The sequence below is a fragment of the Sphingobacteriaceae bacterium genome, assembly GCA_016715905.1.
Lineage (GTDB): Bacteria > Bacteroidota > Bacteroidia > B-17B0 > Aurantibacillaceae > Aurantibacillus.
In genome coordinates this window covers 1-12,230 of sequence record JADJXI010000008.1, presented here as the reverse complement: position 1 = coordinate 12,230, position 12,230 = coordinate 1, and the positions used below count along the sequence as shown (strand labels likewise).

Here is a 12,230-nt window from a genome sequence, read left to right as displayed (position 1 = left end):
GTGGACCTATTATCAAAAATTGTTGCTATAGGTTCAAGTATAAAACATACAATTTCTCGCAGTTATAATTATCTTAATTTTGTTACAAAAATAACAGATGATTATGTTCAATACACATTTACAATTTTAATTAATGGTAAAAAATTAAAATGGGAAGTTTGTCTTCCAATAAATGAAATAAATTCAGTAATTAATTTTGACATTTATAAAAATGCTGTAATTGAAAGACTTTTAGAAAGTTTAAAATCACTATGACCTTAAAACTCCCAACTTCAATTATTCCAGCATCATCGAATATTACTAATTCATCAATATTAATATTTGGTCCAGATAAATGTGGAAAGAGTTCATTTGCTGCTCAATTTCCAAACCATTTCATGTTAGAATTTAATCCTGGAAATGCAAATCACATTAATAGAAAAAGTGTAGATGTTCATAACTGGGAGGAGGCAATAGGTTATTTAAGATTAATAGTCGAAAATCCATCTTATTGTGAAGTGATTATTATTGATGAACTTCAGCGAATGTATGGTTATTGTTATCGTTATGTTCGTCAAAAGCTAAAGTTAGCTGAAACTGAAAAAGACGATTTTGATGTTTGGCGTACTGTAAGGAATTTATTTAGTGAGACTTTAGATCATATAAAGCAACTAAATAAAATGATTATTATTACAGCAAACGAAGATGTTGTTACAGCTTCTATTGGTGGACGTGATGTTAATATGCTCGATATTAATCTAAATAATCAAGGCCGTGATGTTATGCATGGTTATTGTTTAATGCGAGCAAGAATGGAATGTAATCCAAATGGAGGACGAATTTTACATGTAGATGGTTTATCAAATGTTAATATTGGGCACGGGTTTTCAGATCATTTTTTATGGGAAGGTAATAGGCTTAAAGAAATTGATTTAGGCTTCTCTCCAGAAGAAGCTTATTCAAATTTTATTAAAGCATACGACAATCAATTACCAGGTAAAACTATTGTTAGAACACCAGTTGTTGCTAAAAAACCAACTTTGAAGATTTAGGAGTTTTAAAATGGGTTTGTTTGATAAAGAAATGTTTCAACGTGCAAATGCGAACCGTCAAGATTTTGATGTCGAAGATGGTACTTATTTGTGCGAATTAATTGATGCTGAAATTGCTCCTTCTAAAGGACAAGGAAAGCTTCAAATGAAACTACAATGGAAAATTAGTCCTGATGATCCTTTATATGGAAACAGGAATATTTTCCAATGTGTTGGATTAGAAAAAGATGATGATGTTAAGCAAGAAAAAGCTTATGAAGTGGTAGCTATGCTTGCTAGTATCCTTGGAATTAAGGATATGGAATCATTTTCTGAAGATCCAAATATGCATTTATTAAAGTGTATCGGCTCCGAAGCACGTATTACACTTAAAGAAAAAGATGGTTTTCAAAATATTCGGATTAATAAGATTATTCATAATACTTATGATCCAAGTATTTTTCCCTCCAGTTCTCCAACAACAACAGAAAGAACTGAAGAACAAACTTTAACTGTTGGAACAAAAGTTTTAGTAGCAACTAAAGATGGTCAAAAGAAAGGTAAAGTTGCTGGAATAACTTCAGAAGAAGATATTCAGATTTTGTTATCGACTAATCAAATGATTCATGTAACTATTAACCAATTGGAATTGTTTGAATGGGAGGAGGAAAAAACACCTGAAGATTTTAAACCTGAGCCAGTAGATTCTGAAGTAGTTAAGGAAACTACTGAACCAGCTTCTATTGAAGAAGCAAAAGAAATTGAACTTCTTGATTTAGGTAATGATATTCCTAAACCTGAAGTATCTTTCTATACCTTGAAAGAAGGTGAAAATGTTTCAGGGGTATATAAAGATGAAACTTATACCGGCACAATTCATAAGTTAGATGAAGCTGCTGGTTTAGTGTTTATTCGCGTAGGGAATAAAGCTATTCCCTGTAACATCAAAACTATCCAATATGTTTAAGTGAGTTTTTATGTACATCGTAATTGATGCAAAATCTACAGTACGTGTTTATACTTCTGAAACTTTTGAAGAAGTAAAGGTTACACCTGATGATATTGTTCTATTTGTTGAATATGATGAAGAAGGTGAAATTGCTGTTTCAGAAGTTGACGCTGAAGGCGATATGAGTTTGATTGATCCTGAATAAATAGAACTACCTATTTAATTCAGTTTAGGTTCCCTCTCCTATTTCTAGGAGAGGGAACTTTTTTTATAACTTTGGAGTGACTATGTTTATTAAAAAAGTTGTCAAAGAATACGTTTATGATCAATTAAATACAAAGTATAATTCTGAAGATAAGAATTTAATGCAACATAGACGTGAAATTCATAACTGCCATGGACGATTACAAGCTGCAATGCAACAAGGCGATTTAATGAATATTGGAAATTCTCTTGCAGTTTTAATGTTTGTTTGTTTAAAAATGTACGCTTATTTTTATCTTGACCCTATTCCTTTTTTTAAACAAGTAATGGGCGAAGATATTACTAACCAACAAGTTATTCATCAAGCTTTAAAAGTACGTAAAAATGAAAATGAGAACTAAAAGTTATAAATTAATTCATGAAACCAGAAAAATTGATCGAATACTGGAGGATGGCCAAAAGGTTTTTAATAATAAAGGACGAAACGAAAAATGTCCTTGTGGTTCAGGAAAGAAATTTAAACGTTGTTGTCATAATAAGTTAAGGAATCCTATCAAGGATTAAAAATGAAAGTTGCTGTTGATACTGAAACAACTGGTTTAAAATGGGCTAAAGATGAAAAACCATATGCAGTAGGATTTTATTATGAAGATGGGACAAAAAAGTATTTTGATGCTTTAGTTGATCCTATGACACGTCAACCTTTATGGACTGATGAAACTTTAAATAAAATTCAAGATCGTTTAAGTACGGCAGATGAATATATTTTTGCCAATGCTAAATACGATTTACATATGTTGGAAAGTATTAATTTAAAAGTAGAAGGTCAAATTCATGACGTTATTTTAATGGCCAAAATTTGTAATACTTTAGAACTTAACTGTGGTTTAAAACCTTTAAGTAAAAAGTATTTAAATATACCTGATGATGATGAAAAGAACTTAAAAGCAACAACAGTTTCTGCTAGAAAAATAGGAAAAGAAAAAGGTTGGAAATGTGGTTCTCCTCATTATGAAGTAACTCAAGATTATTGGTTATGCAAATTAATTAATTCTTCAAATAATCTATGCGAAATTTATTGCTTAAAAGATGTTGAACGTACTTTTAAACTATTCCAATTTTATTCTGAAGGATTACGTGTTTTAGGTCGTTGGCATACTTATTTATTTGAAATGAATGTTGCTGAACGCATTTTTCAAATAGAAAAAATTGGGCTTAAAGTTAATGAATCTTTGTTGAATCAGCTTTTATTAAAAACAAATACAACTTGTTTTCAAATAGAAGCTCAATTTAAAAAAGCAGGTATTGATAATATTAATTCAACACAACAAGTAGTTAAATATTTATTAAGTTTAGGAGTTCCATTAACAGATAGAACAGAACCTTCACAAACTTATCCCGAAGGGCAATTAAAGCTTAATAATACAATTCTTAAAAGGCATTTAAACTTTCCTCAAGTTGAACAATATTTGATCTATCAAGCAAATGCCACTGGCCGCGGCTACTTTATGAATTATGTAGCCCATATGACTGATGATAAAGTTATTCATCCTAATTTACATCAAGATAGAACTAAATCCTTTAGGCTTTCCTCCAGTGATCCAAATCTTCAAAATGTAACATCTGCTGAAACTAATGATAATCCTTATTCAGTAGATGGAAGACAAACATTTTGTCCAAGAGAAGATTATGTTTGGGTTTCTATTGATTATGAACAATTAGAATTAAGAATATTTGCTTCCAGAGGTAATGTAACAAAACTTTTAAATGCTTTCAGAACTGGGGGAGATCCTCATAACGAAACAAGATTAGCAATTCCATATTTAGCTGCAAAAGATCCTAAGCCGGGTAGAAAATTAGCTAAAAACACTAATTTTACAGTGATTAACTGTGGTGGAAAAAATGTTTTGTTTGAAAAATATGGAGTTCCTTTAGATGAAGGTGAAGAAGTTATTTCAGGTTTTTATTTGGCCAATCCTGAAGCACGTGAAAGACAAAAAAGTGCTGAAAGATTTGCTAAACAACACGGTTATATTATTAATGCTTATAATCGGCAGTTGGATATTGACTTGGATTTTGCATATCGTGCTACATCATATGATATTCAAGGTTCTGCTGCTGATTTAGTTAAACGTGGCTTGATTAGATGTTATAATTTCATTAAACAGAATTTTTCTCCTGAAGAAGTAAGAATACTTTTACAAATTCATGATGAATTAGTATTTGAAATACATAAAGATATTTATGATATTTGTCTTGTACGTAAATTAGCTAATTTAATGGCAAATAATGATGGAGCGTTTTCTATTCCAACGCCTACTTCAGCTTCTCTAATTAAAGAAAGTTGGTCGAAAAAAGAAGAAATAATTCTATGATTCCTAAAATTAAAATATTTAAGGAATTAAAACGTGGTGATATATTTAAAGCATTAGATACTAAAACCTATCTAAAAACTGGATGGAATACTTATTGTCCAGTTAATGCCGAGTATGAAATTATTGGTTTTCCATTAGAAGAATTAGTAGTCCATATTGATCAAATAGAATTGATCGGGGCAGAAAGGATTTCTTATGACGGGATTAAAATCCCTTTTAAATTTCTTCCAGAACAAGTTTATTTTTTACGTCCAGAATGTTCTAATTGGGAAGTTTTCATTAAAATCTCGTCAACGCATTTTGTTTATGCTTTTATAAAATATGTTGACGAAAATCTTAATTTAATCAGCTATAAAAAATGGAACGAAATGGCTGATACTATTTATATTCATCGGCACGAAGATATACAACAAATAAAGTTACGGACATGGCTAAAAAATCCTCTGATTTAATTTCCTTGATGGAATTTTATGGTGTAGAGTTTTTTGGAGAAACAAAAAAAGACGAACATATTGCTGATTGTCCTTTTTGTGACAAAGAAAAACATCTTTATGTGAATCCAGATAAAGGCTGTTATTTTTGTCAAAGATGCTCTAAAACAGGAACCTTTAAAGATTTCTTAGGTTTTCTTTGGACGCATTTTGAATCTCAAATAACTTATGAAAATTTAGCTTTAGTAGCTAATGCACGTAAAATTCCAATTGAATCATTAAAAAATGAAAAAATAGGTTATCATAAAGGTAAATACATTTTTCCAGTATTTTTGAATACTGGGGAGATAACCGATTTACGTTATTATGCCGTTGGGGAAAAAATGCATTCCTCACCAGGCATTATAACAGGTATTTATAAAGGTGAATTATTATTTGATTCAAAACTAAATAGTCATACAGTTTGGATTTGTGAAGGCGAATTTGATTGTATTGTTTTGAATCATCTATTTAATACCTTAAGTATTCAACATTTTGCTATATCTTTACCCGGTGCAAATAATTTTAAAGCTAATTGGGCTCCGTTCTTTATTGATCGTAGAGTTATTTGTGCTTTAGATAATGATTCAGCCGGTAAACAAGGTACTGATAAAATAACTAATTTAATTGGTGCCGTAACTAAAAGTTTTGAAATAATCAATTGGCCTGATGATTTTCCTTCAGGCTATGATATTTCAGATTTTTTAGTAGCAACAGCATTTAAAGATGAACAATATGCTGAAGCATTTCTTAATTTAAAAAAGCTGTTGTCCCCTCCCAGTAATAAAAACAAAACATCTAAAATCAAATACGATATTACTGGGAGGGTAACGTTTCCAGATTTGATTAAAAACTTTAAGAAATTTTTAGATGTTAATGAAGATTTTGAGACAATGATTAAAATTTGTCTCGGCACTGTATTAAGTGGTAAAATATTAGGTAATGATCCTGTTTGGATGTTTATTGTAGGGCCACCAGGTTATGGTAAAACTGCTGTATTATCTGCATTTAAACAAGCCGATGATTGTTATTTTCAATCTACCATTTCAAGACATAATCTTGTATCTGGTTTTAAAACTCCAGATGGAAGTGATCCGTCTATTTTAGGTTTAATTGGACATAGATGTTTAATTCTTAAAGATTATACAGAAATTCTAGTTAAATCTAAACCTGATAGAGAAGAAATTTCAGGTATTTTACGTGGTGCTTTTGATGGATTTGTTGAAAGAGATTTTGGTAATGGAGTTAAAAGACGTTATGAGACTAATTTTCCAATGTTAGCAGGTGTTACAGATTTAATTAAACATCATTCAGATGCTGAATTAGGCGAACGTATGATTCGTTTTAATTTAAATGTAGATGAAGTTGATTTTATGCAACAAGGTGAAAAAGCACTTGTTTCAGCAATTACTGGGGATGAAGACAAAAACGAATTACAACAATATGTTGCTTATTATTTAAATCAAGAATGGCCAATAACTAAAGAGGCTTTATTAGAAAGATCCACACCAGAATTTAGAAGAAGAGTTCTTCCATTAGCTAAAATTACAGCTATATTAAGAACTAAAGTGACTCGGCACGAAAAAGGTATTCATAGAGAAGCTGTTTCTTATAGACCAAAACCAGAAAGTGTTAATCGTTTAGCTATTCAATTTCAACGTTTAGCTTTGGCTTTAAGTTTTGTAGAGGAAACACCTTTTATTACTTCTAAAGTTTATAATCTTATTAAAAGAATAGCATTTGATACTGTTGATGGTTTTTCAACGGAAATATGTCAATTCTTATCTAAAATGACACAACCTGTTACTAGAGATGTTATTGCCGATACAGTCAAAGTTCCAAAAGCATCTATTCATTTTTATCTTGAAGATTTAGAATTAGTAGGAGCACTTCAAAAATCGTATTCAACAGCAGGTATTAAAAAAGTTGTTAAGTATTCGCTTTCCCCAGTATTGAAAGAATTGTGGAGTTTAATATGAACATTGATGAATATGTAGAATTGGCTCAAAGAACTTCTGCTACTAAAGATGCTCATCCATTAGTTAAAATGGATCATGCTCAAATTGGTTTAACAACTGAAGTTGGAGAATTTGCTGATCCAATTAAAAAAGCCAAATTCTATAATAAACCATATGATCCTATTAATGCAGCAGAAGAAATTGGTGATATTTTTTGGTATCTTGCAGAAGCTTGTGCAGCATTAAAAATTAAACCTTCTGAAATATTAAAAAGGAACATTGAAAAATTAAAAGTTCGTTATCCTAATAAATATTCAGATTATAATGCTGAAAATAGAAATTTAGAAAAAGAACGGGAAATACTGGAGGGAAAAGATAATAAGCCAGCAATAATGCCTTGTAAAGCTTGTAATACAATTAATTATTTGGGTTGTGATAAAAATGTACCAAGTGATACATGGTCTATTGTTTGTACATTATGTAATGCAATAGGTCCACCAGCTCGATTACTTTCTACTGCAATATTGTTATGGGATGATTGTAACAAATGAACCAAGAATTAAATCCTTGCCCATTTTGTAATGCAAAAAAAGATGTTGTTTTAGTAGATTTAAACAAATTACTTTATTGGGTTAAATGTAATGATTGTATGGCATCAGGTCCAAAATGTAAAAAACCAGAAAATGCTGTGAAATTATGGAATGATGCTTGGGAAGCTCAAATACCTTTTTAGGAATAAAGATGAAAAACGATAAATTTGAAACAGAAGATTTAATTCACGAAGCCACAATTCTTTTAAACTTAGTAACTCATTTATTAGTTAAATTTGAGCCTTTAATTACTGTATTAGCTCCGTTAGGATATGGTTTACTTGAAGAATTACTAAGCAATCAAGGAATTGATATAAATGAGTACAGAAGTATGGTCAATAGAGATGTTTCAGAAGAAGGAACCGATAAAGACGCTACAGGAAATTAGGCCAATAATAATTGATAAATATTTAAAACCTTATCATTTAATGGTACTTAAAAGTTTCTTTTCAGCAATTGAAAGAAAGTTTAATGTTTCTGTTTATATTAAATTACTTGAGGTTAGCAGTGAATTAGTAACAGTTCAAATTTGTATAAATTTTCCTACAATTGCGTATCCTCATTCAAAAGATTTATTTGAGTATATCAATCTAGTTGATGTATTGTGTCATGCTTTATTAGATTTAAAAAATATGCCAGATGAATTATTACCTGATTTTGCAAGTTACTTAAAAAGGTTACGTGAAATATATTTTAATTTAACACCCCTTGACCCCTCCCATAGGGGGCAGGGTAAATAAGGGGCCTAGCAGCCCGTCTCACATGCTTGGCGTGCTAGGAGGTATGGTTTGACCTACCTCCTAGCAGCGGCGAACTCTGCCCTACTCTTGAGCCCCACAATTGAGATTAGACCTATAGCTAGGGGCCAATGTGGGCTAAGAGGCCGCTGGTCAGCAGGTCAATTTATTTAAATAGAAAGTTATTTATGAAACTCTTAAAAATTCTTGGATCAAGACAGGAGGAACACAAATATCTTGTAACTGTTTCATTTAAAATAAATGAGATTTTGCGTAAGAAAATTCGCCGTCATTTTATAGATCAAGGTATTTCAGTTGAATCAAGAGTAACTGTTTATTATAGAAATTTACTCTTTAACTATTTTACACCTTGGGAAGAACAATTTAGAATTAAATTGATCGACGAATTACAGCAATTAGAAATACGTTTTCAAAGCTATGAAGATTGTATAATCTTAGTTACATTTATTTATTATCCTTAAGACCATTTATTTATTGGGCATCTTTCGCTGGCCCATTTTAATTTATTACGAAATACTTTTGTACGTTTAATTGCACAACCACATTTAGTACATTCATCATTTTTTAAAAATGGACAAGGTAAACAATGTTTATCATAAATTTCTTTAATTTCCTCCAGTGTTCTAATTTTTCCTTTATTTAAAACATGCCTTAAAGTAGCTTTAGAAAAATTTCGTACTTTTTGGAATACTGGGGGAGACGAATTAGGAATTAATTCAAAAGAGCATTTTCCACCTTTTGAACAACTAGCTTTAACATTAATATCGTCTAATTGCCAAGTTGAATTACATTTTATACAAATAATCATGATATTGGAATTGCTGTTAAAGTCGAAGGCATTTTTGTACCATAATTACTACCTAAAACACTGCTAATATTAAATGTGTTTTTATTTAGGGTTATATTTGTTGCTTCACAATCAAGTGATAAGAAATCATAAGTTTCAGTTTTTGAATAACAATGGTTTGTAGCACCAAATTTTAAATTATAATTTACTGTTAATTGTGTTGCAGTAAAATTAGTAATTGCTATTTTTAATTCAAAATGAGCCCCATAAATTTGACCATCCAATTCTTTATAAAATTCAAATTCTTGATTAAAAAATACACAAGATAAGTTATCATAACTTAAAAAATCAAATGTAGGATAATTGAAGCCTCTATTTAAAATATAAGTGCCATTAGAAATGGCTTCATTACCTGTTAATCCACTTATAGTTATAGAATAACCTTTTGGAGGTAATCTGCTAGTACAAAAATCCCACCAATCATTAATCATACAACTAAAATCTTGTCGTCTAAAATTAGCTCCTAAAAGTTTACAAAAAGTACTTTCATGAGTAGGAATAGTAACGGCTCTCAGACCATATTTTCCTCCAGTAATATCACTTGGAAGTTTAATAGGTAAATTTGTTGAAGCATTATTTGCTGTTAATTGGTAAGTCCATAAAGTTATTGGAGCATGTGGTTGATAAAAAATATCATTTAAAAAAGTTAAACGTGGAGCAAAATTAGAATTTATTCCAAGATAAAAATCTGTTTGACCATCAGCTCCTTTATAAGTTGCATCTATATAAACAGATGAATAATCACTAACTGTTATAAAACAAATACCTTCAATTAATTCATCTCTTACAAATTTTAAATTTACTGAAATTTGATTGATAAAATTTAATGGATAAAAAGTTTCTAAATTTCCATAAATTAAAGAATCTACACCAGCATTTTTACGATAAATATTAAGTGTAAATGTATTAGTAGCTACTACATATTTAAATTTAATATAATAAAAGTTATTAATATCAAAATAACCAAAAACTAAATCAAATTCAAAATCAAAACGTTGATTATTTCCTATAGGAGGGTTATAAATAAATTTAGTAAATAATTTAATTAAAAATTCATGAAGTTCAAAATATTGTGGGTCATTTTCTTCAAAAATAATAAAATCACCACTAGAAAATTGAATATATTCTGCTGTAAAAGTAGGAGAACCTGTTACAACAGAAATCGCACATAATCTAATTTGTGCATTATAAGTTGATATATAACTAATCGGTGAAGTATCTGGATCTGAAGTATATTGTGACCAATCACCTAAATCTCTTACTGAAATATGTCCACAAAAACTACAATGATCAAACACACAAACTGAATTAATATCAAGAAAATTTAAGTAATCATACCCTGTAAAAAATAATTCAGTTACAGTGACAGTTCCTGTATGATTAGTTGAAGTTCCTACACCTTGTGTTTTTCCAAAAACATAAGCACCATCTGGATGCAAATAAGTTGGAACAAAAATTTCTTTTTCATCTACTAAATCATAAATATGAAGACTAATATTTACACCAGGAGGAATGGTTCCTTCAGTGAGAACAGATGGATTATGTATAACTCTAAATTCAAAAATATATTCATGAGCATCTAAATTTAAATTTGAATAAGTATCTGTAAATTGATTAAAATGATAATTATAGTCTGGTGATGTAGTGTGTGCTTTTTTTAAAGGACTTAAAGCAATTTGTGAATCTACAGTTGCTTCAATAATTCTAAATTCAATTTCTTTTTCATCAACTTTAAATAAACAGTAAATGTAGTTATCTTCATCAGTATAATCTAAGATAAAAATAATCTCATTACCAGATGTTACGGCAAATTGATATTTTAATTTTATTTTAGAAATTCCTGAACCATCAGGTGAAACATAAAGATCTTCTGGTTCATTTACTAAAATAATTGTACCTGCATCATCCATATTCAATTCATTAGAAGATATGAATGGAGTACCAGATTCAACAATTAAATTACATTCAGAATTGACTGTAATATCAGAATTATTTGCCCTATTAAATGTTTCTAGGCAAATTAAACATCCATCTGGATCAGGTGTTTGACAATGGCAACAAGTCATAATTATTCTGGTGGATTAGGGTCAGGATCAGTTTCTTCATCTACTCCAGGGCATTGTGGATTAATTAAATAAAATCCCCAATATCTTGGACAATAAGCAACCCAAGCTCTTTCATTTTGAGCAACAGAAAAATATAATGGATTACGAACCCACATATCATAATCTGTATGCTCTTTATAATCATAACAAGGAATTTGGATATTATTCCCATACTGGGGAGAAGTAAATGGAGTAGGAAATGTTTCAGCAGATGAGCCATTTGTATCTAATATTAATGGATGAGCTAAATACCATTTTAAATCATTAGAATAAACTCGTTCAGCGAATTTAACTAAAATTAGTCCTTCGTTAAAAATAGAAGCTTGTCCTAAATCATGTTGCCGTTCTAATGCTCTTAAACGTGCATCAAAACCATTTAAATCTTCTTTTTTAACAAAATATTCTCCACCTTTGTATCTTTCAAAAGGCTTTGTTTGTTTTGGAATATCAGGCATTAGGAACCATATGTTGAAAAGAAATATGGGAACAAAGTTACAAAACTATTTTTTAAATAAGGATCAGGTTCAAGTTCAGCCCAAACAAATTGACCTTGATTTGGAATTAAAAAACCATTACCATCATAAATGTCTAATTCTAGTTTTTTATTCCAACCTTGAGGATTAATTTTAAAATTTAAATCTAAAGACCAAACGCTATATCCAGCATAATCACTTCTATGTGTAACCCCACTTGGTCCAATAAAATGAACTGTATTAGGCAAAAAATGTAATTTAGATTTTCTTGTTTCAATATTATCAGTATTTAAAATACCTGTATTAAGAATAATATTTTCCCACGGAGGATTAATCCAAATAGGAATATGAATAATATAATTAATATATTGAAGAGTAATTGATTTTCTACGTGTACCAATTGCAGGTACTTTTAATAAACTTTCTCCAGGTTTAAGATATTTAATATATTGATAAAGTGATTCTAATTCTAAAATTTCTGATTCAGAATT

At 29.8% G+C, this 12,230-nt stretch carries 18 protein-coding genes; 14 read left to right on the top strand and 4 right to left on the bottom strand.

What is annotated here, in order from left to right:
• From IPM51_11670 to IPM51_11605, 14 genes are all read left to right on the top strand, one after another.
• Complete coding sequence (locus IPM51_11670) at positions 1-255, top strand: hypothetical protein (GenBank protein ID MBK9284955.1); 255 nt, start codon at positions 1-3, stop codon at positions 253-255.
• Positions 252-1,031 (top strand): AAA family ATPase, encoded by a 780-nt coding sequence (locus IPM51_11665; protein ID MBK9284954.1) that lies wholly within the window; start codon positions 252-254, stop codon positions 1,029-1,031. The genes IPM51_11670 and IPM51_11665 overlap by 4 nt, the downstream gene beginning before the upstream one ends.
• A 10-nt stretch (positions 1,032-1,041) precedes the next feature.
• Complete coding sequence (locus IPM51_11660; GenBank protein ID MBK9284953.1) at positions 1,042-1,977, top strand: hypothetical protein; 936 nt, start codon at positions 1,042-1,044, stop codon at positions 1,975-1,977.
• A 10-nt stretch (positions 1,978-1,987) separates the two neighbouring features.
• Entirely contained in the window at positions 1,988-2,164 is a 177-nt protein-coding gene (locus IPM51_11655) for a hypothetical protein (GenBank protein ID MBK9284952.1), read from the top strand.
• An 82-nt stretch (positions 2,165-2,246) separates the two neighbouring features.
• Positions 2,247-2,564 carry a hypothetical protein gene (locus tag IPM51_11650; GenBank protein MBK9284951.1) on the top strand — a complete coding sequence of 106 codons (318 nt, stop codon included), beginning with the start codon at positions 2,247-2,249 and terminating at the stop codon, positions 2,562-2,564.
• Positions 2,548-2,727, top strand: coding sequence for an SEC-C domain-containing protein (locus IPM51_11645; GenBank protein ID MBK9284950.1), 180 nt, complete (start codon positions 2,548-2,550; stop codon positions 2,725-2,727). Before IPM51_11650 ends, IPM51_11645 begins: the two co-directional genes overlap by 17 nt.
• A 2-nt stretch (positions 2,728-2,729) precedes the next feature.
• Positions 2,730-4,538, top strand: coding sequence for a hypothetical protein (locus IPM51_11640; GenBank protein MBK9284949.1), 1,809 nt, complete (start codon positions 2,730-2,732; stop codon positions 4,536-4,538).
• Positions 4,535-4,990, top strand: coding sequence for a hypothetical protein (locus IPM51_11635; GenBank protein ID MBK9284948.1), 456 nt, complete (start codon positions 4,535-4,537; stop codon positions 4,988-4,990). The genes IPM51_11640 and IPM51_11635 overlap by 4 nt, the downstream gene beginning before the upstream one ends.
• Positions 4,966-6,987 (top strand): toprim domain-containing protein, encoded by a 2,022-nt coding sequence (locus IPM51_11630; protein MBK9284947.1) that lies wholly within the window; start codon positions 4,966-4,968, stop codon positions 6,985-6,987. The genes IPM51_11635 and IPM51_11630 overlap by 25 nt, the downstream gene beginning before the upstream one ends.
• Positions 6,984-7,517 carry a nucleoside triphosphate pyrophosphohydrolase family protein gene (locus IPM51_11625; protein ID MBK9284946.1) on the top strand — a complete coding sequence of 178 codons (534 nt, stop codon included), beginning with the start codon at positions 6,984-6,986 and terminating at the stop codon, positions 7,515-7,517. The genes IPM51_11630 and IPM51_11625 overlap by 4 nt, the downstream gene beginning before the upstream one ends.
• Positions 7,514-7,699, top strand: a complete 186-nt coding sequence (locus IPM51_11620; protein MBK9284945.1) for a Lar family restriction alleviation protein — start codon at positions 7,514-7,516, stop codon at positions 7,697-7,699. Before IPM51_11625 ends, IPM51_11620 begins: the two co-directional genes overlap by 4 nt.
• Positions 7,675-7,944, top strand: a complete 270-nt coding sequence (locus tag IPM51_11615) for a hypothetical protein (protein ID MBK9284944.1) — start codon at positions 7,675-7,677, stop codon at positions 7,942-7,944. The genes IPM51_11620 and IPM51_11615 overlap by 25 nt, the downstream gene beginning before the upstream one ends.
• A gap of 40 nt (positions 7,945-7,984) precedes the next feature.
• Complete coding sequence (locus IPM51_11610) at positions 7,985-8,296, top strand: hypothetical protein (GenBank protein ID MBK9284943.1); 312 nt, start codon at positions 7,985-7,987, stop codon at positions 8,294-8,296.
• Positions 8,297-8,481: 185 nt separating this feature from the next.
• Positions 8,482-8,775, top strand: a complete 294-nt coding sequence (locus tag IPM51_11605; GenBank protein ID MBK9284942.1) for a hypothetical protein — start codon at positions 8,482-8,484, stop codon at positions 8,773-8,775.
• Here IPM51_11605 and IPM51_11600 read toward each other — a convergent pair.
• From IPM51_11600 to IPM51_11585, 4 genes are all read right to left on the bottom strand, one after another.
• Complete coding sequence (locus IPM51_11600; protein ID MBK9284941.1) at positions 8,772-9,122, bottom strand: hypothetical protein; 351 nt, start codon at positions 9,120-9,122, stop codon at positions 8,772-8,774. The two genes, IPM51_11605 and IPM51_11600, sit on opposite strands and share 4 nt — an antisense overlap.
• Positions 9,119-11,071: a hypothetical protein gene (locus IPM51_11595; protein MBK9284940.1), complete on the bottom strand. Its 1,953-nt coding sequence runs from the start codon at positions 11,069-11,071 to the stop codon at positions 9,119-9,121. Before IPM51_11595 ends, IPM51_11600 begins: the two co-directional genes overlap by 4 nt.
• A 158-nt stretch (positions 11,072-11,229) precedes the next feature.
• Entirely contained in the window at positions 11,230-11,721 is a 492-nt protein-coding gene (locus IPM51_11590; GenBank protein ID MBK9284939.1) for a hypothetical protein, read from the bottom strand.
• Positions 11,721-12,230 (bottom strand): hypothetical protein (locus IPM51_11585; protein ID MBK9284938.1); only part of this gene is annotated, 510 nt, incomplete at its 5' end. The genes IPM51_11590 and IPM51_11585, both read right to left, overlap by 1 nt.